This window comes from Pseudomonas sp. NFIX49, assembly GCF_900115915.1.
GTDB classification, from domain to species: Bacteria; Pseudomonadota; Gammaproteobacteria; order Pseudomonadales; family Pseudomonadaceae; genus Aquipseudomonas; species Aquipseudomonas pharyngis.
Genome location: NZ_FOYE01000003.1, coordinates 87,526 through 109,443, shown reverse-complemented (window position 1 = coordinate 109,443; position 21,918 = coordinate 87,526). Strand labels below are relative to the sequence as shown.

The window sequence follows — 21,918 nt, the reverse complement described above, 5'->3', positions numbered from 1 at the left end:
TCTTGTCGGTTGTTCAGAAAGCCAGTGGTTGCGTCAGCTGCACGGCGGCGTTTTCCAGCCGGAGCAAAAACGCCTTGCGCGGTTGCCCACCACCATAGCCGGTCAACGAGCCGTCCGCACCGATCACCCGATGGCATGGCACCACGATCGACAGCCGATTCTGCCCGTTGGCCAGCCCCACAGCGCGACTGGCGCCGGGTTTGCCCAGCCGTGCGGCGATGGTGCCGTACGTGCTGGTGTGGCCGTAGGGGATTTGCCGCAGTTCGCTCCAGACCTGCCGGGCAAACTCGCTGCCGGGCAGGTGCAGCGGCACGCTGAATTCGCTCAGCTTGCCGGCGAAGTACAGCGCCAGCTCGTTTTCGAGCTGCTGCAAATGCGCGTTGTGCCCCGGTGCGACCACGTAGCCGTAGCGGTTCTGCAGTTCTTCGACTTCCCGGGTCAGCGCCGGGCGGTCGAGAAACTCCAGCAGCACCAGTCCACGGCGTTCGGCCATGGCGATCATCGGCCCCAGCGGCGTGGTCAGGCGAGTGAACAGCAGCGGCTCGCTGGCTGCCGCGCGTCCCGGCGTGATGCGGAACGATTTCTGAAACGCATCGCGAAAACCGCTGAGGGATTCATAGCCGGAATCGAACGCGGCGTGGTCGATGGACGTGCCTTGCTTGATCCCGCCCAGCGCCATGCCGAGTCGACGGGTGCGCAGCCACGCGTGGAAGGTCATGCCGAAATGCTGCTTGAACCAGCGCCGCAGCTTCAGCGGCTCGATGCCCTCGGCGAGCAGTTGCGCATCGCTCCAGCGTAGCTCCGGATCGGCGTCGACGGCTTTGAGCAGCCGCTGTACCCAATCCGGGGCGATGGCCGCGGCGTCCAGCGGTTTACAGCGCAAGCAGGCGCGGTAACCGGCGGACAGGCACTCGTCTGCGTGGGCGAAGAACTCGACGTTTTCCGGTTTCGGCTTGCGCGCGGTGCAACTGGGGCGGCAGAAGATCCCGGTGGTTTTCACGGCCGTGAAGAACACGCCTTCATAGGCAGTGTCGCGTTCGAGCATGGCGCGAACCATTTCGGCGTGAGGGGGCAGGACAGCGGTCTGTATGTTCATGGGCCGAGGATAAAACCAGTTATTCGATGGCTCCACCGAAAAATCGACAGTGAATTTTCGGGCCGCTGCACTACAGTGATCGGGTCGCTACAACTCGGGAAATGAAGGTATGCCACCGTTCACGATTCAACACATCGATCACATCGTGCTGCGCGTTGCGGATCTGCAACGCAGCATTGATTTCTACGACCGGGTTTTCGGTGCCGAAGTGGTCAAGCGCAATGAAAAGTTCGGTCTGGTGCACCTGCGCGCCGGTACGTCGATGATCGATCTGGTCGACCTCGACGGGGAAATCGGCCGCAAGGGCGGCGCCGCTGCCGGCAGCGAACGGCGCAATGTCGATCACTTCTGCCTGCGCATCGAGCCGTTCGATGAAGCGGCGCTGGTCAGTCATTTGCAAGCCTGCGGCCTGACCGTCGAAAAAGCCGCCACCCGTTTTGGCGCCGAGGGTTACGGCCTGTCGCTGTACTGCTTCGACCCGGACGGCAATCAGGTCGAACTCAAAGGCCCGTCCGAAGCTTAGGCGCGCTTGGCCATCAGCAACACCGAAGCCGCCGCCGACAGCAGCCCGGCGCAGCAACGGTTGAAGATCCGCTTGCCGCGCGGCTCGGCGAACCAGCGGCGCATGTGCAGACCCATGTAGGCGTAGACGCTGATGGCGATCCATTCCAGCAGCAGGAACAGCACGCCCAGCTGCATGAACTGCGGGGTGATGGCGCGGGTCGGGTCAACGAATTGCGGCAGGAATGCGGTAAAGATCAGGATTGCCTTGGGATTGCCTGCCGCCACCAGAAACTCCTGACGCGCCAGGGCCAGAAGCCCGTTCGCCGGCGCCGCAATGGCGTCTTCGGCGGCAGGATTGGCTCGCCACAGCTGCCACGCCAGATACAACAGATACCCCGCGCCAATAATCTTGATCCCATAGAACAACAGTTCAGACGTTTGCAGCACCACCGCCAGCCCCGCCGCCGCGAGGGCGATCATCCCGGCGAACGCCAGCAACCGCCCGATCCCGGCCACGCAGGCGCGACGATAGCCGTAGCGGGTGGCATTGCTGACCGACAGCAGGTTGTTCGGCCCCGGCGCCATGTTCAAGGCGAAACAGGCGGGCAGGAACAGGGAGAGGGTAGTGAGATCCATAGCAATAATCCTGCACTGATCAGATTTGCCAGAGATTTTAAATGTAAACTTCGAATAACGCCTAAATTCTGACGTATCGCTGTTGTTGTCGAAATTTATAAATACCTGATTTCTAACTCCAATTATTCTAGTTTGTAACCTTCGCATTGATACCATTTGCTCTGCACTAAAGCATAGTACATCGCTGTTTTCCATGAGTTTTGATGCTTCATTTGTTCTGCCTCCAACGCTTCGTCCAATATTTCTCTTATCTGAGCCGGGCTATCATTTTTGTGTCGTCTAGATAGGCGCAAACTCAAGGTTGAAAGTTCTTCTGCTGCTTCGACGGCATATCTCTCTTGCAGTCCGAACTCCTTAAAATGATTGCGTACTCTGCTTTTTGCCGATTCAGTCCAGTTGAGTGGGCAGGAAACATAGAAAAATATCGTGGCAGGTACACTGTACTTTACTTCTGCAAAAAGCCATTGTTGCTCATAGTAGTATCCTTTTTCGAAGTAAGGATGAAGGAACTGCTTTGATTCGGAGTTTCCGGCTTTATCGCTTTTGTAACCTTCATTGCAATCCCGGCAGGAAGGAACCAGATTAGGCATCAGAACAGAAAACTGAGGGTGTGAAGCCTTGGATAAATAATGGTCTAATGTAAATACTTGTCCAAATCCACAATAAGGGCATTTTTGGTTTGGTGAGCTAAAGAAGATATCGTTGTAATGTTTTCTTGCTATTTTTTGCTCGCCGACAAAGTATTGTGAGTACAACTTCATCAGATTGTCTTTCGTAAGGCGAGAAAGGACTATATCGTTCTTCTCGTATTTTTTGCCCCTGATTGTATGGAGTAGGTTTGCCTTTGCCTCTGTTAGATAACTCTTATACGCCACCTGAATATCAGGCGCCGCACTTTTGAATCTGCTGCGCAATTCTTCGTTGAATATGCCATTCACGCAGTCTCTGTAGACCAACATGTTGTCTTGTTTTGGAATGGGCAAGCTTCGCATTATCTGTTGCCCCCTTTTCCTCTGGTAGCAATGAGATTTCTGAGTATGGAGCGGCCCTCGAATCCGATTTGGTCGTTGTATTCATCTATTATTTGGTTGTATGTTTTGCTGTTGTCTTCTACAGACTTTCTTAAAAGATTATGAAATCCTGATGCAGAAACCTCCAAGCTAAAGATTTCGCTTGTCAGTACGCCAAGGTTTTCACCAAATGTCTCATCTAAAGGGCGCTCGGCTTTAATTTCATCATCGATTCGATATAACTTCCACACGCAATTTTTAGGCACCTCCTGGAGGATGACAGGAGAGTGTGTAGCTATTAAAGCAATGGCATTACGTTCGGCAAGTATGTTGGAAATCGCTCTTGTAAAAGCGGAAAGCAGTGGTGGGTGCAGATGGCTTTCGGGTTCGTCCATCATAACTAAGGACTTCTCCTCAATGTAGGCGATCAACCGAGATAAAGACTGAAGTACGATTGCATGCCCAGAACTCATTTCTTTATAGATTTTTTTAAAATCTGGAACTGTTTTTCTATCGTAACGGGATTCTATGAGTTCTACTAATCCGATTTGTTTAAAATTGTCATCTGATTCGAGTGTTTTTATTGCATCTAATAGTAGTGTGCGCTTGTCCTCTTGGTTTAAACATGTCTCGATGGCTTCGAGTAACTCGGTTTCTAAAGTTTTATCAGATTTCGGCTGGAGTTCATCATCAACAATCTGCTTCAATCCTATGTGGTGATATCGTAACCCTTTGGCGCTATCTGGTTGATCTTGCGGGGGGACGAATTTGTCAAACGCGCTAAAGGATACGGATATTACTCCACTAAAATAATTGCTACCAATCAGAGGTGAGTGAGTGTTGCGCTTCTCAAAAAAAGCACCTGACTCATTGTTGTTATGTACCAAGCTAGTAATCATGCTATTAAGTAGTTTTGTTTTCCCTGTACCATTCCTGCCAATGAGTACGTGCATGTGGGTCGGTGGTTTTGAGTCAATTTTTACTGAAAAATCAAAACGAGTACTTGTGCCTGATCTTTGTGGTGATTTTTGATAGCTGAAATCAAAGCTCTCATACGTAACCCCACCTTCAAGGATTCGAGTGAATTGATTTTTTATTGTCGTTGAGCTGGTGAATCGCATCAGTGAGGAGTAAAGAACGTGTTCCTCCATGACTGAATTAAAAATGCTTTTGTTGAATGCGATGTCGCGCAGTTTTTTAAGGATTTCAAAGCCTTTTCTTTTGGGAAGTGCAATGATTCGCTCGTAAAACTCTGAACTTTGACCTAGTGAGAAATAATTATCTTTTAAATGAGGAAAGTTGTCAGGAAGCGCATTTGCAGTTTGTTCGCTATTTGCTTGTCCAATAAAACCTATTTTTATCGTGCCTAGATCATGTCTTTCTAGGTTTTCATCGTAATATGTTACATAGAACTGAGTACGATAGCCGTAGTCATCCCAATCTGACTTGTCGAGTGTGACTATATCTTTTTGGTGTTCTAGGTTCTTTGATTTACAGAAAATCATGAGCATCAACCTCCTTTTGAATTTGGGAAAGGTATCAAAAAGCCACCATTGTGTCGAGTTTTGCTTCGCTGTGTTGTCTTTATTAGGTCGGGGTTTCCAAGGAGTAGTTTGGTTATCTGGATTGGGTTGATCTGAATGGTGATACTTTGCTTTTATTGAGGTTGTAAATATATGCTTTAGTGGGAAGGGTGAGGTGCGCAAAGAAGCCTATCAGGAGTTGTTTGTTGTAAGTGCTTTATGAGTATCATTCGAAGTGCCTCGTTATGTGATTTTTTAATACATCATCGATCAAATCTTTCAGGTCGAACTTTCAGCGGGTGTTGGAACTCATAATCAAGGCGAGGAGGGTGTGAATGGATAGATGATCCCTCCGGTTGGAATGGGAGGGAGATTATCGTGTAAGGTTTCTCCCCGTTTCACTGATCACGCACGGCCTAAGTGGCCCTACCAAGAGCGACCTACATGCAAGCAAAGGCCCGCGAGGTTCATGTACCACCGGTGTTGCAGGACCTGCGCGCCGGCACGGCCGAACTGCACATTGCACTGGAAAAACGCCTTCCTTTCTTCTCCGACACCCTTGATCTGCAAGCTTTCGAGCGATTGATGCGGGCCTATTACGGCTTCTATCAGCCACTGGAAAGCGCATTGCAGGACAGCGGCGAGATCCCCGCCGATTTCGATCTGGTTTCGCGCCTCAAAGCGCCGACCCTGCAACGCGATCTGCAAGCGCTGGATGCTAACGGCAAGGACTTTCCGGTCTGCCGCCAGTTGCCCACCATCGACTCCGCCGCCGCCTGCCTTGGAGTGCTGTACGTGCTGGAAGGCGCCACCCTCGGCGGACAGATCCTGCGCCGGGAAATCGCCACGCGGTTGAGCCTGGGCGCGGACAACGGCGCAGCGTTTCTGGACATCTACGGCGCTGCCACCGGCCGGCGCTGGCGCGATTTCATCGAATACCTGGGCAGTCGCCCGATGGACGCCGACGAGCGTGAAGCCGTCGTGGCGGCCGCCCACACTACATTCAGCTGTTTCGAGCGCTGGCTCGAAAGCCAGGAGGTTCTGGTATGACCCCGCAAGACAAAGAAGCCTTTGAAGAGTTGCTGGCCAACTGTGCCGACGAGCCGATCCGCTTTCCCGGCGCTATCCAGCCGCACGGTTTGCTGCTGACCCTGAGCGAGCCGGACCTTTCGATCATCCAGATCAGCGCCAACGTCGAAACCTTGCTCGCGCGCCCGGCGCAAGAGCTGATCGGCCAGCCCCTGCAAAGCCTGATCGGCGATGCCCACGCTGCGCAGGTTCGCCAGGCCTTGCAACAACCGACCCTGTCCGATGCGCCGCCGCTGCACTTTCGCCTTAATGGCACGGCGTTCGAAGGCTTGGTGCACCGGCATCAGGATGTGCTGATTCTGGAGCTGGAAATCCACGTCGAAAACTTCCAGCCGCGCAACGTCGCCGGCACCGAGACCCATCTGGGGCGGATGCTCGCGCGCCTGCAAAAGGCCCAGAGCCTGCAGGCGCTGTACGACATCAGCGTCAAGGAAATCCAGGCCATGACCGGTTACGACCGGGTATTGATCTACCGTTTTGAGGAAGAGGGCCACGGCCAAGTCATTGCCGAAGCGTCCGACCCCTCGATGGAAGTGTTCAACGGTCTGTTTTTCCCGGCCTCCGACATCCCCGAGCAGGCCCGCGAGCTGTACCGCACCAACTGGCTGCGGATCATCCCGAATGCCGACTACCAACCGGTGCCGCTGGTGCCCAAGTTGCGCCCGGACACCCAGACTCCGCTGGACCTGAGCTTCGCGACGCTGCGCAGCGTGTCGCCGATCCACTGCCAGTACATGAAGAACATGGGCGTGCTGTCCTCGATGAGCATTTCCCTGCTCAAGGGCGACAAGCTCTGGGGCCTGATCAGTTGCGGCAATCGCCAGCCGCTGCATGTACCGCATGAATTGCGCACCGCGTGCCAGACCATCGGCCAGGTGCTGTCGTTGCAGATCAGCGCGATGGAAGCACTGGAAGTCAGCCGTCAACGGGAAGAAAAAGTCGAAGCGTTGGCGCTGCTCAATCAAGCAATGATCGATTCGCCACAGAACGTATTCGATGGTTTGGCCAACCAGCCACAAGTCCTGATGGCGCTGGCCAATGCCGGCGGCATCGCGATCATCGAAGACAAGCAATTGCACCGTTACGGCAACTGCCCGGAGCCGGAAGAGATCCGTGCCCTGCACAAATGGTTGCAGGAGCGTGGCGAGCCGGTGTTTGCCAGTCACCACCTGGCCAGCGTCTATCCGCCGGCCGCGCACTATCAGCAAGTTGCCAGCGGCGTGCTCGCCATGAGCCTGCCCAAACCGGTGGACAACGGCGTGCTGTGGTTCCGCCCCGAAGTCAAAGAGAACATCAACTGGAGCGGCGACCCGCGCAAGCCGCTGGATTTGGAAAACTCCGACGCCGGCCTGCGCCTGCGGCCGCGTACTTCGTTCGAAATCTGGAAGGTCGAGATGGCCGGGATTTCCACCAAGTGGAGTCACGGCGATCTGTTCGCCGCCAACGACTTGCGTCGCTCGGCGCTGGAAAATGATCTGGCCCGTCAGGTGCGCCGGGAGCAGGAGGCGGTGCGTGCCCGCGATGAATTGGTTGCTGTGGTTTCACACGATCTGCGCAACCCGATGACCGTGATCTCGATGCTGTGCGGCATGATGCAGAAGGCTTTCAGCTCCGACGGGCCGCACACCTCGCGGCGCATCTCCACCGCCATCGACACCATGCAACAAGCCGCCGGGCGCATGAACACGCTGTTGGAAGACTTGCTCGACACCTCGAAAATCGACGCCGGGCGCTACACCATCTCGCCGCAGAAACTCGATGTCGCGCAGATGTTCGAAGAGGCGCAATCGCTGCTCGCGCCGCTGGCGCTGGACAAGGACATCAGCATCTCGTTCGAGGCCGATCCCGACCTGAGCATCCATGCCGACCCCGAGCGACTGTTTCAGGTGCTGTCGAATCTGGTCGGCAACGCGATCAAATTCACTCCGCGCCTGGGCACGGTCGACGTGTATGCCAAATCGGTCGGTGACGACATCGTCTTCACGGTCCGCGACAGCGGCGAAGGCATTCCCAAGGATCACCTGCCGCACGTATTCGACCGTTACTGGACGGTGAAGGAAGGCAATCCGACCGGCACCGGGCTGGGCCTGTATATCACGCAAGGCATCGTCGAGGCCCATGGCGGGCAGATCGTTGCCGAGAGCGAGCCGGGGCAGGGCAGTGAGTTCCGTTTCACCGTGCCGCGTCTGGACTGAAACGCGGATCAGCGCTCGGGTGGCTGCAACATGGCCACCCATTCTGCGGCGAATCGATGGCAATCGCCTGGCCAGCGCGCTGTCAGCAGTTGGCCGTCGCGCACCACAAATCCTGATTGCAGTTTCTGCGCACAATCGCGCTTGGCGATCAGCGGCCCGCGTTGGAAGTCGGCTTTGCTGGCCAGCGCGGTCTTCACTTCCGCTTCGACGGTCTGCTTGTAGGTGCGGTAGTAGCGCCCCAGCCACGCAGCTGTCATCAGCCACGCCGGCAACTCCATGGTTGCCGCGAGCAACGCCGTCACCTTGCGCCCGAACAACACCGAACGCCCGGTGTCGGGGTCGAGCGTCCGGGCCAGCAACAGCACGCCGTGGCACACCGCCGCCACGGGTTTTTCGGACTTGAAAAATTGCAGGGCGATCTGCTGGGCCTGCGTGGATTCCAACAACGTGCGCATGCCTTTGGCATGCCCGCCGGGGATCAGCAGACCATCGAAGCGGTTCGTGTCGACATCGGCATACGCCAGCGGCTGCTTGAACGCTTCGGACTCGATCATCTGCGTGTAACTGTCCAGATCGGCCTTGCGCGTCATCAGCATCGGGCTCAACAGGCCGAAGCCGATATTCACCAACCGTGGATCGGCGTGGGCAGGCAAGCCTTGCGGCGTGGCAAAACGAACTTCGATGCCCGCATTGCGCATCGCCTGCCAGGGCACGCTGCTTTCCGTCGGGTCGTAATCGGCAGAGGGCAACAGAATCAGAATCATCGAGGGGCAGACCTCCTGGTCAAAAGTGATCGCATAGCCAGAGCGTAGTGGGTCTGCGCGAGCGGGGGTAATTTCCTTCAATACCGCCTGCTGTGCGCCGGCTACCGTGAGCGCCTTGTTCCTAGATTTGAAGCAGGTGTGCGATGAGTCTGATTGTATCGATGGCGGCGTTTGCCCTGGCCGCGTCCATTACCCCGGGGCCGGTGAATATCGTGGCGTTGAGTTCGGGGGCGCAGTTCGGCTTTCGCGCGAGCCAGCGGCATGTGGCCGGGGCGACGCTAGGGTTTGTGCTGTTGCTGGTGTTGATGGGACTGGGGCTGCACGAAGTACTGAAACTGTGGCCGTCGCTGACCCGCGTGGTGCAACTGGCCGGGGTGGCGTTTTTGCTGTTCATGGCCTGGAAGTTGGCAACGGATGACGGGCAGTTGAATGCGGGAGAATCGGGCAGGGCGCCATCAATGCTCTACGGCGCAGTAATGCAATGGCTCAATCCCAAGGCCTGGCTGGCCTGCGTGGCGGGGATGGGCGCGTTTGTCGCCGACGGCGAGGCGCGGCTGGTGTGGCAGTTTGCGGCGGTGTATCTGGTGATCTGTTATCTGTCGGTCGGGTGCTGGGCGTATGCCGGGACGTTTTTGCGTGGCTATCTCGGCAACCCGGCAGGGATGCGTTTGTTCAACCGGGTGATGGCATCGCTGCTGGCGGTGAGTGCGATTTACCTGCTGGCGCCTCAAGCCCCGTGGGAATCACTCCCACGGGTATTTGCAGGTTGAATCAGTTCAGTCCGCTCAGGGCGTCTTCAGCCGCTTTACCTAAAGGATGAAAGCGATTTTTGCGCAGCTCCGCAATCGCATACACCGCTCGCGCCGTGCGCCCGTTGCCATCGACAAAGCTGTGATAACCGAGCATCGCTCCCAGCATCTGCCTGGAAAAATGTTCACCCGCAGGATCCAGAGCCTTGGCGTGTTGTTCCAGCAACGCTGCGCCTGAAACATTGGAAGGATAGCGTGCCTCCCCCGTTGGACTGCGCAAGCCGCCGGCATCCTTGGGAGCAATGCGTTTGTGCAGCTCGGCGTATACCGCCGGATCGTTCAGTGGCTTGTTGTTACGGCTGAATTCGAGCAGAAGGTCCTTCACACGATCGACGTCGTTACGAGAACTGGATGCGTGAACAATCCAGGCCGCGGCGCGATCTGTGTTATCGGTCAGTCCAGCGGGATTGAACTTCAGTTCATCCAGTAGGCTGTCGAATGGCGCCTTGCCCAAATCCGTGGTCAGCAGTGTGCGCTGGTGGTTGTGCATGAACTGCAGGTTTTTGTATTCAATGGTCAACGTCGTTTCGAACAACTCGGGCAGTGTATTGTGATTGCTGAACTGGTGGAGATTAGCCAGCGTATATTTTTTCGCCTGTTGCCTGATCAGACTTTCGACCACTTGTGGATCCAGCACTTTCTTCAACGACTGGGCCGCGTCGGACTGGCGCGCAATGTCGCCCAATGTCTTTTCCAACAGGTGCGCGAGCTCCGACTCGGGAATCTTGCTCAATCGTTTTGCGTCGTTTGCATGCAGTTTCTGCAGAACCTGATGCGCATCCTCTATGAGATCATTTTTGAACAGTGCTCGAGCGTGAGCGACGGTATCCAGCGACGTTCGAAGTTGGGTAGCCGAGCCGGTGTGCTCAATGGCTTTGATCAGGTCGTAGCTGTTGGCACCGGTCAGAAACCTGAGTTGCTGCTTGGCTTGATGTGCCAGTGAGAGCGTATGGCCGCTCAGTTTCGTCAGCCCTCGTCCGATCAGTTTGCCACCCGCCTTGAGCAGTTGCGGCAAACCCGATAACGGATTGAACAGGCTGAGGGCCGTCTTTGCCAGAACCCGCGAAGCGGACAGCAGTTTGCCGGCGATGGCCGCAGCTTTGCTGGCAGCGGCAGCGATGGCGACGGGCGCGGCAAAAATGGTCATCGCCAGTACGGCAGCGTCGACAATACAGTCGAAAATGGCACCGCCGTGTTTCTTCGGATCCCCTGAAGTCAGTCCTTCCACGCAGCCTTTGAAGGGAATGATCAGGTTGAGAATAATGTTGAAGATAGCGTCGGTTTTTTCGATCGCCTTTTCTCGTGCGGTTTGCTGCAGGCCCAACTGGTGAATCTCTTTTTCGGTGATGTACGGATTTTGCCTGGCGACCAGCCTACCCAGTGTTTCCATGCGTGAGGATCGATAAAAGGGTATTTGATTATCCCGGTCGCTGTGGTCGGCAGGTGCTTCAAGTACGCCGATCCTGCGGACGTGGACTCTGGACAGGACACCCGTTTTGGGTGGCACGTTTTGCAAGTAGGCCTGAAGGTCGACGGGGATCAATTCAAATTTTTTCTTGTCTGCGAAGCGAGTGTCGAGCGGGTAGCCGTTTCCGGTTATCAGCGGCTTGAAGAACGCTTCAAGATTTGGGTTGTACCGGCATTCCATCCTGAGTGGAAACAGTTCAAAGCACTTGACGGCATAACCGTGCTTTACACAAAGAATGACGCCGTAGCGCCCGGTTTCACCCGGGACGTAAGTCGCCGGACTGAAACCATAACGCCCGGTAACTCTCGCCGGTTTGTAGTTCATATTCTGAACGCAATAGATCCCGATCGCACCGTATTCGAGGGACGCTGTATCTTCCGGGAGTACCTGAGAAATGGCGATCTGGATATTGCGCGCCAGCCCCTCGAGTACAGACTCGAAATGACTGTTGGTCGCCGACTCGTAAAGCTCGGTAACGGGATAGAGATAGGGCAGGTTCGGGAAGGATTTGTAGATACTGGTGCCTTTGATGCGATCCCAGTCTTGAGTGTGAAGTTCGTCGCCCATGTAAAGGTCCAGCACTGACACTTTACGACCGGCGCCACCACCACTGCCGCGATGTTTGACCAGCAGTTCATCGGGGTCGCAATGGCGCTCCTGCGATTTCAGCTCTTGCAACGCAAGTTGTCTTCGGTCGGGCAATGGTGTGGAAAAACATTCAGCGGCTTTCAGCGTCATGTCGATGTACTGATCGTATTCGCGCATCGCGCGTTCGATTTCTTTTGCGCTGAGATCGCCTTGCGCATCTCGCGTGATGACACCGTTCATCCAGGCCCAGGTCACCACCGGGTCCACCGAGCCCTCAGCTTGTAACGCAGCCAGAGGCGCGAGTGATTTCGTCGATTGGCTGAATCCCATCAGATGTTGATAAGTCATTTTGCGGCTGGCACCGGGTGCCAGTGCTTCTACCAGATGCACCGCCTGAGTAGCGATCACCCAGGCTGGTGTTCCCATTCGCAGGCTGGACGGCCAGTCTGCAAAAAGGTACTCCGGCGCCATGCCTGCCAGAATCATCTGTGCCACCAACGGAGCGAGTGGGGGAGCGACGTGCAAATGCTTGATCAGATGCGCTTCCAGTTCCGTTCGAACCTGGCTCGGATGCTGTTTGAAGTAGCGTCTGGCGTATAGATCGAAACCGGCGAAGTGGGTATTGGCAATATCCAGCGCCGGGTCGAGATCAAGCAATATCGCGGCAACCGCCAGTTGCTCTGCGAGTTCAGTCGATTGTTGAGTGGCAGCTGCTTCATTAAGCCAGCCCAGTCGGGACAGATAATCTTGCCCGTGCCGGGACGCTGTACTTTCGAGCAATTGTTGAAGGCGGTAGTCCATGCTGGTTGTAGCGCCGTCACTTGGTCCGCTCTCAATCAGCACGCTTCTGCCGAGGACATTGACGATGGCTTCAGAATACATAGTGAAACTTTGTTTCAGATCAAGAATGATTGCCCGGTTGTTTCCTTCAAGCTTGAATGGCGACGTATCTGGCGCGTCCAGCAGTTGCCAATAGTTTCCATACTTCGGGGGCTCGGGCAATGTCGAGAAGTTCAACAGGTCCAGCAGGTCACGGGTCTCTTGTTCGTTTGTCGGTACTTGCAATCCGTTGAATCGCAGCCACTGGCCGACACTGATTTCGTCTCCTGACACGATCCATCCGCCGCTGGATGCGGCGATCCTGGCCAACAATCGCAGATCGTCTTCCAAGTCCGCCCGACCTGTGACATCCACGGTGATATCCCGGAGAGAAACAAACGGGGTAGCAGGCCGACCGTTGCTGGAAACCAGATTTCGATGACTGAAGTAGAGCCGGCCTCGCTCATCCAGCAGAAAAATCGCGTTGTCCGGAATCTGGTGGCGAGCGCGGACAAAGTGAAAATCGTCGTGGCGAAGAAGTATGGAAAGCGAAACTTTACTGCTGCGGTGAATCTGGTCAAATGTGCTGTCCTCCACGCACGGAACCAGAATTTCATCCCATTTCCAGCCAAGGCGTTCAATGGCGTATTTATCGTCGATAAAGTTTGTAATGGTCTGGCTTACTGTCTTCTTTTGAAGTGTGTTGTTGGAGTTGTAAACATAGTTGTCCATTGGCTTCATGACTCGGAATCCATTCTCTGGTAGCGAAATAAATGAGATGTGTGGTGGTTGTTTATTGACTGTCGTTTTTGTGCGGTAGACAGGTTTTTAGAGTAAGGCGCCAAGGCGAAAATTGGCGTGGATTAATGTTCGAAGTGTTTCTTTGTCGTGGCGGGAATGAGAGGGGGGGTTGTTTTTAAAGGCCTGAAGCTTTGTTGGCGATAAATATGTATATCTTTCCGGGTATGTAGACTTATCAAAGTGACCGAGGCGCCTCTGTAACCTGATCGTTCCCACGCTCTGGGTGGGAATGCCTCAAGGGACGCTCCGCGTTCCAGCTCTGGAAGGGACGCGGAGCGTCCCGGGCTGCATTCCCACGCAGAGCGTGGGAACGATCTGTGACGCCGGGCGTGGGAATGCCTCAACGGACGCTCCGCGTTCGGCTCTGGAAGGGACGCGGAGCGTCCCGGGCTGCATTCCCACGCAGAGCGTGGGAACGATCCAAAACATTTCAGTGCGACGGGATTGAGCGTGTGGAGCTATCCCCGATACTGCCCCGGCGTAGCCGCCAGATGCTGCTTGAACGCCCGCTGAAAATGCGCCTGATCAGCAAACCCCGCCTCCAGCGCCACATCCGCAATCAACTGCCCGCGCCGCAAGCGCTCGCGGGCGAACTGGATGCGCTGGTTGACCAAAAACGCATGGGGCGTCATGCCGTAATGCTGTTTGAAGGCGCGGATCAGGTAGGACGGTGACAGCTCGGCAGCGGCGCAGATGTCGTCGAGGCTGAGCAGGTCGGTGCAGTGTTGGCGGATGAAGTCGGCGGCGCGTTCGAGTTTGCAGTTCGGTTCGCGCAACGGTTGCTCGATGGGATTCAAACGTAGTTGCAGGTCGCTGAAAAACTCCACGGCTGCGCTCTGCTTGCACAGCACGTCTTGCTGATCGTCGACCAACACGCCGTACAACCCATTCAAGTCGCGAAACAGGCGGGCGTCATTCAAATGGGTATCGGTAAACCGCCGAAACTCAAGCTCCGCACTGAACCCCAGTTGATGCTGCAGATCCGTCAGCCACGGCGTTTCCACATACAACATCAAATACGACCACGGCTGGTCATCGATCGGGTTGCACGCGTGCACGTCCCCCGGATTCATCAGCACCACGGTGCCGGCCGCCACTTCGAACGAGGATTGCTCATGCACATAGGTGCTGCGTCCGGCGGTGATCGCGCCGATGGAAAAGTGCGCGTGGGAATGACGGGAATAGCAGACCTCGCGGCCATCGGCGATGGCCCGCGCTTCAATGAAGGGCAGGGCGTCGTCGCGCCAGAAGCGAGGGGCTTGTTCGGGGTTCTTGGCGGCAGCGTGTTTCATCGTTGTGATTCTCGGCAGTCGGGCCTGAGTTTAGCGAGCGCTGACTGCCGTTGGCCAGTCATCGTTATTACACGAACTCCAGCTTATCGATTAACGCACTATCACCGTGGACTTCGATCTGAACCCTCGTGAATGAAGGCTGGATGGTATGTCCGAATGCTTTCTCGCCAGCACCATGCGCAGGTTCAATGAACTCGTCAATCTTCGAACCATCCTGCGCAAAAAAGCGCACAGTCAGTCCTTTATCTGCGTTTGCAAACCAAAAGCTGAAGCTGTTTTGGGCCGGGTTGAGGTCGATCTCCACGGTGCCTGGACGAATGACCAGGACTTGCCCATTAACGTGGGTACCGCTTGATCCCTGAATGGACATCGGTGCTGTAGATCCTGGCAAAAGGTGAAAAGGTACCCCGTAGCTGGTGAATGTCTGCCCGGGAGCATAAGTTTTTGATGCCTGATCTTCGAAATCCACTGTGTTCATGGCGGCATACCTTCAAATGGAGGAATGGCCATGGTCAAGCACCGTCAGATCAAAAACACCTGTCATATCTGACAGGTTACGTGGATTCCCGATGAGCGGTTGGCTGCGTTCAGCGGCTTAGCTCTGGCCGGCGAAGGCTCGTTCCAGTTCGGCGATGTCGAGTTTTTTCATCCCGAACATGGCCTGCATTGCCCGTTGGACTTTGGTCTGGTCGGGGTCGGTCATCATGTGCATGAACGCCACCGGCACGATCTGCCACGACACGCCGAACCGGTCCTTGAGCCAGCCGCATTGCTGCGCTTGCACCGGCCCGCCGGCGCTGAGGTTGCCCCAGAAATGGTCGACTTCCTCCTGGTTCTGGCAATTGACCTGAAACGAAATCGCCTCGTTGAACGTGAACACCGGGCCGCCGTTGAGTCCGGTGAAGGTCTGGCCGTCGAGTTCGAAACTGACGGTCATCACCGAGCCTTCCGGGCGGCCGTGGAATTCCTGGCCGACCTTGCTGTAGTGGGTGAGGGCGGTGATTTTCGAATGATCGAAGATCGAGCAGTAAAACTTCGCCGCCGTTTCCGCCTGATCGTCGAACCACAGGCACGGAGTCAGCTTTTGAAAGCGTTGCATGGCAGTCATCCTCGGCAGGTTGGACACGCTGGATTAATAGCGTAGTCAGTCTGTGTTCGGCTGGCAGCGCAACGGGCCGAATGGTCGGTTGCTGCGAATCAAGCCGAGGCTGCAGGGTTTACCCGCGACGCTCGGCAATCATCAGCAATGACTGCGGCACCGGGCTTTGCGGATGCTGCGGCTCGCGCAGGCCGGTCAACTGCAGGCCGGCCATGTCCAGCGCATAGAGCCAGCTGGACAAGGTGCGGAAATACCACGGCATCGGCTGCCAATCGCCCTGGAGTCCGTCGAAGGTTTCTTCCCGCCAGCCGTCCTGATAATCACCGGCAGCCACCGACCACGGATGTAGCGTCTGGATCACCAACGCACCGCCCGGCACGAGCAGTGCATGCATCGCCGCGAGCAGCGGAATGATGTCCTGATGCAGCAGGGAAAAATTGGCGCAGATCAGGTCGTAATCGCGGCCAATGTCGACCTTCGTTTCACCCAATTCTTCGTAGCTCGCGACATGCACGCACGGTGAACCTGCCGTTCGCGCGGCCTCGACCAGCGTCGGATCACCGTCTACGCCGACCGCCTCGAGTCCTCGCTCGGCCAGCGCCCGCAACAGCCAGCCTTCGCCGCATCCCAGGTCGAGCACGCGCTCCGGCTGACGCCCCATTACCGCCAGCAGAATGGCCTGATCGGTCACCTGCCGGCGACTCTCAATGGCGCCGCTGCGCACGGCTTCGGTCCAGGCCCGGGCGTTGTGGTGCCAGCTCTGGAGGAGGGTGGATTCAGGCGAGGACATGACGGACTCCGGGATCGCGGGATGCAGGCAAGGATAGGTCAGGTGTAGTCGGCCAGCTGAATCCGGTTACGACCGCCGCGCTTGGATTCGTAGAGCGCGCTGTCGCCCTGTTCGATCAACGCCGCGAGGCTGGCCGGCGGCTGATCGAACACCTTGGCGCCGATGCTCAGGGTGACGGCCTGCGGGGTGGTGTAGGTCTGGGAAGTCATCTGCTGAAACTGCTCACGCAGCGCACAGCCCAGATCCATGATCTGTGCGTGGGACGCATCACCCAGCAGCATCACGAATTCGTCACCGCCCAGCCTTGCTGCCAGCGCGCCTTTGGGCAGCACCGCGCGGATCATTTCGCTGAGGGCGATAAGCAACCGGTCGCCGGCGGTGTGGCCGTACAGGTCGTTGATCAGTTTGAAATTGTCGATGTCGATCAGCAGCAGCGCGCCGGGGCGGGCGCTGGAGACTTCGTCGAGCAGACGCGGCGCGCGGACTTCCAGGGCGCGGCGGTTGTACAGCGCGGTCAGCGGATCCCGGGCGGCCAGTTCGGCAATCTGTTTTTCCCGCCGGTAGCGCTCGGTGCCGGTCATCGACAGCGCGATCAGCATGATCGCCATCGCGCCCTCGACCAGGGAAATCTGAATGATCTCGCCGCGCAGCGACGCCAGATCGATCAGCGTGCCGGGAATCACCGCGATGATCGCCTTGGTGAAATAGAACGCGCCGTGGATCAGCAACACATAACGCAACTGCACCGCGCCGACGCTCAACGACTTGCCATGAGGGCGCAGCAACAGGCTGGCCCGCAGCATCGATGCGGCCACCAGCAGCGAGTTGGCCATCAGCATGATCTTCGACCACGACGGATCTTCCGGTAACAGCAGCAACGACAGCCAGAGCAGGAACATCAAGTACCAGGCCCGCGACAAGCGCTGCTGGGTAAACCGCGCGACCCCGAGCAGGAACAGCCAGTGCGCGACCACCAGCAGGCCGTTGGCGAACCAGATGCCGATCAACGGATAGCCGTTGGCGCGCAGCAGGGCCAGGCTAGAGCCGACGGTGATGGTGGCGAAACCGGCGCTCCAGAACAGCAGGGAAGATTCGCGGATACTGCGCCATTCCACCGCCAGATACAGGGCGGCCGCCGCGGCCAGGGCGGTGGAAATGGTGAGCATCGTGAGAGGATCGAGCGCCATGAAAGGACAGGTCTGCCTGGATAGTGTTAATGGGCCACGATTGTAAGCGTTCCCCCAATGGGCTGCTATTTTCACTCACCGGATATTCCATTTTCAGGCGGAGGTGTCCCATGGACCGATTGACCGGCGGTTGTCTGTGCGGCGAGGTGCGGATCGAGGCGTCGGGGCGACCCTACAGGGTTGGCGTTTGCCATTGTCTTGACTGCCGCAAACACCAGGGCGCGCTGTTTGCCGCGTCGGCGATCTTTCCCGAGGATGCTGTGACGATCAGCGGTGAAACCCGTGACTATGCGGGGCGGCATTTCTGTCCGCGCTGTGGCTCGTCGGTGTTCGGCCGCAGCGGCGATGAAGTCGAGGTCAATCTCGGCGCGCTGGATGCACCGGATCAATTCCAGCCCACGTACGAGCTGTGGACGGTGCGTCGCGAGTCGTGGCTACCGGCCTTTCCATTGGCCAGACACTACGTGCGCGATCGTGAGAGAACGGGGCGAACCGAAGAATAGCCGGGGTCAGGCAGGGCGCCTGACCCCGGCGGGTATGATCAGCCGCGAATGAACGCCAGCAGATCCGCGTTGATCGTCGCAGCCTCGGTGGTCGGCATCCCGTGGGGGAAGCCCGGATAGATCTTCAGCGTGCTGTTTTTCAGCAGTTTCGCCGACAGCACGCCGGCGTTTTCATAGGGCACGATCTGGTCGTCGTCGCCGTGCATGACCAGCACCGGAATCGAGATGCTTTTGAGGTCAGCGGTGAAGTCGGTCTGGGAAAAGGCAACGATGCCGTCGTAGTGCGCCTTGGCGCTGCCGATCATGCCTTGGCGCCACCAGTTCGCAATGATCCCTTCCGATGGCTTGGCGCCGGGGCGGTTGTAGCCGTAGAACGGCCCGCTGGGCACGTCGCGATAGAACTGCGCACGATTGGCTGCCAGTTGCGCCTGAAGATCGTCGAACACCGACTTGGGCAAACCACCGGGGCTGCTGTCGGTTTTCACCATCAGCGGTGGCACGGCGCTGATGATCGCGGCTTTCGATACCCGATCCTCGCCATGCCGGGCGATGTAGTGAATCACTTCGCCGCCACCGGTGGAGTGGCCCACATGCACGGCTTTCTGCGTCCCCAGATGATTGACTACCGCCGCCACATCGTCGGCGTAGTGATCCATGTCGTGACCGTCCCAGACCTGGCTGGAACGCCCGTGACCCCGTCGATCATGGGCCACGACCCGGAACCCCTGCGCCAGGAAGAACAGCATTTGCGCATCCCAGTCGTCCGCGCTCAGCGGCCAGCCGTGGTGGAAGTGAATGACCGGGGCGTCCTTGGGCCCCCAGTCCTTGTAGAAGATTTCGACGCCGTCTTTCGTTGTGACAAATCCCATGTTCGCGACTCCTGGAAAGTGTGAAAGGGCAGTTCTTACGGTGACAAGCGGTATCAACTGTAGGAGCAAAAACGACACCCTGATCGATGATTTTCCGAACGGTGCCGGATGACCGGTGGTCGCGGCGGCTGGTCGTCGGGTCAAAATGCGCTTAGCTGAAAGGGATAAGCCGAGGCGCGCACGGCCAGCGAGAGCCGTAGCAGCGCCCTTCAGAACACCGTGAGTCTGAGGAAGTCCCCGATGCTGACCTTGAACATCAATGGCAAGGATCAGGAGCTCGATGTCCCCGCGGACATGCCGTTGCTCTGGGTCCTGCGCGATGTCGCGCACCTGACCGGTACCAAATTCGGATGCGGCATGGCCCAGTGCGGTGCCTGCACCGTGCACGTCGATGGCGCACCGTTGCGCTCGTGTATCACCCCGGCCACGGCTGTCGCCCATGGCCAGAAAATCCTGACCATCGAAGGTTTGTCGAGCGACGGTTCGCACCCGGTGCAGCAGGCCTGGGCCGAACTGGACGTGGTGCAATGCGGCTACTGTCAGTCCGGGCAGATCATGTCCGCCGCCGCGTTGCTGGCGAAAATTCCCAAACCCACCGACAGCGATATCGATCAGGCGCTCTCCGGCAACATCTGCCGCTGCGGCACCTATCCAAGAATCCGCGCGGCGGTCAAACGTGCTGCCGACATCGGCTGAACGAGGGGAGGTGGGTGATGAACAGTCCTGTATCCCGTCGCGGATTTCTCAAGGGCAGCGCCGTGCTTGGCGGTGGTCTGGTGGTGGCGTTCGTGGTGCCTGGCGGCAACCGGTTCGCCATGGCGGCCGAGAACGAAGGCAAGGTCTTTGCGCCGAACGCATTCCTGCGGATTGCGGCGGACAACAGCGTCACCGTGCTGCTCGGCCATTCGGAAATGGGCCAGGGCATCTGGACCGGCCTGACCATGTTGATCGCCGAAGAACTGGACGCCGATTGGTCGAAGATTCGCGTTGAGCACTCGCCAGCCTCGGCAGCCGATTACGGCATGCCTGCGTTTGGCGGGATGCAGATTACCGGCGGCTCCACTTCAACCTGGATGGAGTTCGACCGCTACCGGCTCGCCGGCGCCACCGCGCGGCAGATGCTGATCGAAGCGGCGGCCAAGCGTTTCAATGTGGCACCGTCGACGATTCGCACCGAATCCGGCGTGGTGATTGCCGGCGACAACCGCGCCACCTACGGCGAACTGGCGGACGCCGCCGGGCAACTGCCGGTGCCGGATCCGAAGTCGATCACCTTCAAGGAAGCCAAGGACTGGAAAGTCATCGGCAAACCCACCAAACGCCTCGACACCCCGGAAAAAATCACCGGTCGCGCCAAATTCGGCATGGACGTGCAGTTCGACGGATTGATGACCGCGATGGTGGCGCGCGCGCCGGCGTTCGGCGCCACGGTGAAATCCTTTGAAGGCGCGGAGGCGTTGGCGATCCCCGGCGTGCACAAAGTGGTGCAAGTGCCGACCGGTGTGGCGGTGGTCGCCGAGCATTACTGGGCGGCGAAGCTCGGTCGCGATGCGTTGAAGGTCGATTGGGACCTGGGGCCGAACGCTGATCTGAGCAGTGAAAAGTTGTTGGCGAGTTTCCGCAAACTGGCGGCTACACCGGGCACCTCGGCGGCGCAGGCCGGCGATGCCAAGGGCAATTTCGGCAAGGCAGCGAAGAAGATCGACGTCGAATACAGCGTGCCGTACCTGGCCCACGCGCCGATGGAGCCGCTGAACTGCACGGTGAAGATCAGCGCCGACAAGTGCGAGATCTGGACCGGCACCCAGTTCCAGACGCTGGATCAGATGGTTGCCGGCAAGATCACCGGGCTCAAGCCGGAGCAGGTCGAGATTCACACCGAATTTCTCGGTGGCGGTTTTGGTCGCCGAGCCAACCCGACCTCGGATTTTGTCGCCGAAGCGGTGCAAGTGGCCAAGGCTGCCGCGATGCCGGTGAAAACCGTGTGGTCGCGTGAAGACGATATTCGCGGTGGTTACTACCGCTCGATGTTTCTGCATCAGGCGAAGATCGGCCTCGGCGCCGACGGCCTGCCGCTGGCCTGGCAGCACGTGCTGGTTGGGCAGTCGATCATGGCCGGCACCATGCTCGAGAAAACCATGGTCAAGAACGGCGTCGACCAGACCTCGGTCGAGGGCGTTTCCGACAGCCCGTACATCAAGGGCCTGGCCCATCATCAGGTTGATCTGCACTCGCCGACCACCGGGATCAACGTGCTCTGGCTGCGTTCGGTGGGCCATAGCCATACCGCGTTTGTCATGGAATCGCTGATCGATGAAATGGCCACGGCGGCGGGCAAGGATCCGGTGGAGTACCGACGAACGCTGCTCAAGGATCATGCCCGGCATCTCGGCGTGCTGAACCTGGCGGTGGAGAAGGCCAACTGGAAAGCGCCGCTGCCGGACGGCCATGCGCTGGGCGTGGCGGTGCATGAGTCGTTCGGCAGTTATGTGGCGCAAGTGGCCGAGGTGTCCCAGGACAATCTGGCGATCCGCGTACACCGGGTGGTCTGTGCGGTGGACTGCGGAATTGCGGTCAACCCGCAGAGCATCGCGGCGCAGATGGAGTCGTGCATCACCTTCGGCCTGGGCATGGCGCTGCACAGCAAACTGACCCTCAAGGACGGCCATGTCGTGCAGTCCAACTATCACGACTATCAGGTGTTGCGGCTCAATGAAATGCCGCTGGTCGAGGTACACATCGTGCCGAGCAGCGAGAAACCCGGCGGCATCGGCGAGGCCGGTGTGCCGCCCACGGCGCCGGCGGTGGCCAACGCAGTGTTCGCCCTGACCGGGCAGCGCCTGCGGGAACTGCCACTGCAAATGTCGGGGGTGTGA

19 protein-coding genes are annotated in these 21,918 nt (G+C 57.8%); 7 read left to right on the top strand and 12 right to left on the bottom strand.

Annotated elements, in window-relative coordinates; all coding sequences use genetic code 11:
* Window positions 1-13 precede the first annotated feature (13 nt).
* Window positions 14-1,096, bottom strand: a complete 1,083-nt coding sequence (locus BMZ46_RS08665; protein WP_074687843.1) for a bifunctional transcriptional activator/DNA repair enzyme AdaA — start codon at window positions 1,094-1,096, stop codon at window positions 14-16.
* Window positions 1,097-1,205: 109 nt separating this feature from the next.
* On the opposite strand from BMZ46_RS08665, the gene BMZ46_RS08660 reads away from it, so the two are divergent.
* Entirely contained in the window at window positions 1,206-1,619 is a 414-nt protein-coding gene (locus tag BMZ46_RS08660) for a VOC family protein (RefSeq protein WP_039770856.1), read from the top strand.
* Here the strand turns inward: BMZ46_RS08660 and BMZ46_RS08655 are convergent.
* From BMZ46_RS08655 to BMZ46_RS08645, 3 genes are all read right to left on the bottom strand, one after another.
* Window positions 1,616-2,236 (bottom strand): LysE family translocator, encoded by a 621-nt coding sequence (locus tag BMZ46_RS08655; protein WP_074687844.1) that lies wholly within the window; start codon window positions 2,234-2,236, stop codon window positions 1,616-1,618. The two genes, BMZ46_RS08660 and BMZ46_RS08655, sit on opposite strands and share 4 nt — an antisense overlap.
* Before the next feature lie 122 nt (window positions 2,237-2,358).
* Window positions 2,359-3,174, bottom strand: coding sequence for an HNH endonuclease (locus tag BMZ46_RS08650; protein ID WP_134333566.1), 816 nt, complete (start codon window positions 3,172-3,174; stop codon window positions 2,359-2,361).
* Between the two features lie 53 nt (window positions 3,175-3,227).
* Window positions 3,228-4,757, bottom strand: coding sequence for an AAA family ATPase (locus BMZ46_RS08645; protein WP_074687846.1), 1,530 nt, complete (start codon window positions 4,755-4,757; stop codon window positions 3,228-3,230).
* A 456-nt stretch (window positions 4,758-5,213) separates the two neighbouring features.
* Between BMZ46_RS08645 and BMZ46_RS08640 the strand changes: the two genes are divergently transcribed.
* Together BMZ46_RS08640 and BMZ46_RS08635 are read left to right on the top strand one after the other, a co-directional pair.
* Window positions 5,214-5,819, top strand: coding sequence for a biliverdin-producing heme oxygenase (locus BMZ46_RS08640; protein ID WP_074687847.1), 606 nt, complete (start codon window positions 5,214-5,216; stop codon window positions 5,817-5,819).
* Window positions 5,816-8,053: an ATP-binding protein gene (locus tag BMZ46_RS08635; RefSeq protein WP_074687848.1), complete on the top strand. Its 2,238-nt coding sequence runs from the start codon at window positions 5,816-5,818 to the stop codon at window positions 8,051-8,053. The genes BMZ46_RS08640 and BMZ46_RS08635 overlap by 4 nt, the downstream gene beginning before the upstream one ends.
* An 8-nt stretch (window positions 8,054-8,061) precedes the next feature.
* Here BMZ46_RS08635 and BMZ46_RS08630 read toward each other — a convergent pair whose 3' ends face one another.
* Window positions 8,062-8,817, bottom strand: a complete 756-nt coding sequence (locus BMZ46_RS08630) for a type 1 glutamine amidotransferase domain-containing protein (RefSeq protein ID WP_074687849.1) — start codon at window positions 8,815-8,817, stop codon at window positions 8,062-8,064.
* 143 nt (window positions 8,818-8,960) lie between these two features.
* Here BMZ46_RS08630 and BMZ46_RS08625 point away from each other — a divergent pair, with 143 nt between their 5' ends.
* Window positions 8,961-9,587: a LysE family translocator gene (locus BMZ46_RS08625; RefSeq protein WP_074687850.1), complete on the top strand. Its 627-nt coding sequence runs from the start codon at window positions 8,961-8,963 to the stop codon at window positions 9,585-9,587.
* A 1-nt stretch (window position 9,588) separates the two neighbouring features.
* Here BMZ46_RS08625 and BMZ46_RS08620 read toward each other — a convergent pair whose 3' ends face one another.
* The 6 genes from BMZ46_RS08620 to BMZ46_RS08595 all read right to left on the bottom strand — a co-directional run bounded on the left by BMZ46_RS08620 (window position 9,589) and on the right by BMZ46_RS08595 (window position 17,670).
* Entirely contained in the window at window positions 9,589-13,242 is a 3,654-nt protein-coding gene (locus BMZ46_RS08620) for a hypothetical protein (RefSeq protein WP_074687851.1), read from the bottom strand.
* 518 nt (window positions 13,243-13,760) lie between these two features.
* A complete protein-coding gene (locus BMZ46_RS08615; protein WP_039770846.1) occupies window positions 13,761-14,594 on the bottom strand; it encodes an AraC family transcriptional regulator in 834 nt (277 codons plus the stop codon).
* 67 nt (window positions 14,595-14,661) lie between these two features.
* Window positions 14,662-15,072, bottom strand: coding sequence for a hypothetical protein (locus tag BMZ46_RS08610; RefSeq protein ID WP_134333565.1), 411 nt, complete (start codon window positions 15,070-15,072; stop codon window positions 14,662-14,664).
* A gap of 117 nt (window positions 15,073-15,189) precedes the next feature.
* Complete coding sequence (locus tag BMZ46_RS08605) at window positions 15,190-15,693, bottom strand: VOC family protein (protein WP_074687852.1); 504 nt, start codon at window positions 15,691-15,693, stop codon at window positions 15,190-15,192.
* Window positions 15,694-15,811: 118 nt separating this feature from the next.
* Window positions 15,812-16,483: a class I SAM-dependent methyltransferase gene (locus BMZ46_RS08600; protein WP_074687853.1), complete on the bottom strand. Its 672-nt coding sequence runs from the start codon at window positions 16,481-16,483 to the stop codon at window positions 15,812-15,814.
* Between the two features lie 38 nt (window positions 16,484-16,521).
* The gene (locus tag BMZ46_RS08595; RefSeq protein ID WP_074687854.1) at window positions 16,522-17,670 is read right to left on the bottom strand and encodes a GGDEF domain-containing protein; all 1,149 of its coding nucleotides are present in this window, start codon (window positions 17,668-17,670) and stop codon (window positions 16,522-16,524) included.
* 110 nt (window positions 17,671-17,780) lie between these two features.
* Here BMZ46_RS08595 and BMZ46_RS08590 point away from each other — a divergent pair, with 110 nt between their 5' ends.
* Entirely contained in the window at window positions 17,781-18,173 is a 393-nt protein-coding gene (locus BMZ46_RS08590) for a GFA family protein (RefSeq protein WP_039770837.1), read from the top strand.
* 38 nt (window positions 18,174-18,211) lie between these two features.
* Here BMZ46_RS08590 and BMZ46_RS08585 read toward each other — a convergent pair whose 3' ends face one another.
* On the bottom strand, window positions 18,212-19,042 hold the full coding sequence (locus tag BMZ46_RS08585) for an alpha/beta fold hydrolase (RefSeq protein ID WP_039770835.1): 831 nt from the start codon (window positions 19,040-19,042) through the stop codon (window positions 18,212-18,214).
* Window positions 19,043-19,282: 240 nt separating this feature from the next.
* Here BMZ46_RS08585 and BMZ46_RS08580 point away from each other — a divergent pair, with 240 nt between their 5' ends.
* Both BMZ46_RS08580 and BMZ46_RS08575 read left to right on the top strand, forming a co-directional pair.
* Window positions 19,283-19,738, top strand: a complete 456-nt coding sequence (locus tag BMZ46_RS08580) for a (2Fe-2S)-binding protein (RefSeq protein ID WP_007956954.1) — start codon at window positions 19,283-19,285, stop codon at window positions 19,736-19,738.
* A gap of 17 nt (window positions 19,739-19,755) precedes the next feature.
* Window positions 19,756-21,918: a xanthine dehydrogenase family protein molybdopterin-binding subunit gene (locus tag BMZ46_RS08575; protein ID WP_074687855.1), complete on the top strand. Its 2,163-nt coding sequence runs from the start codon at window positions 19,756-19,758 to the stop codon at window positions 21,916-21,918.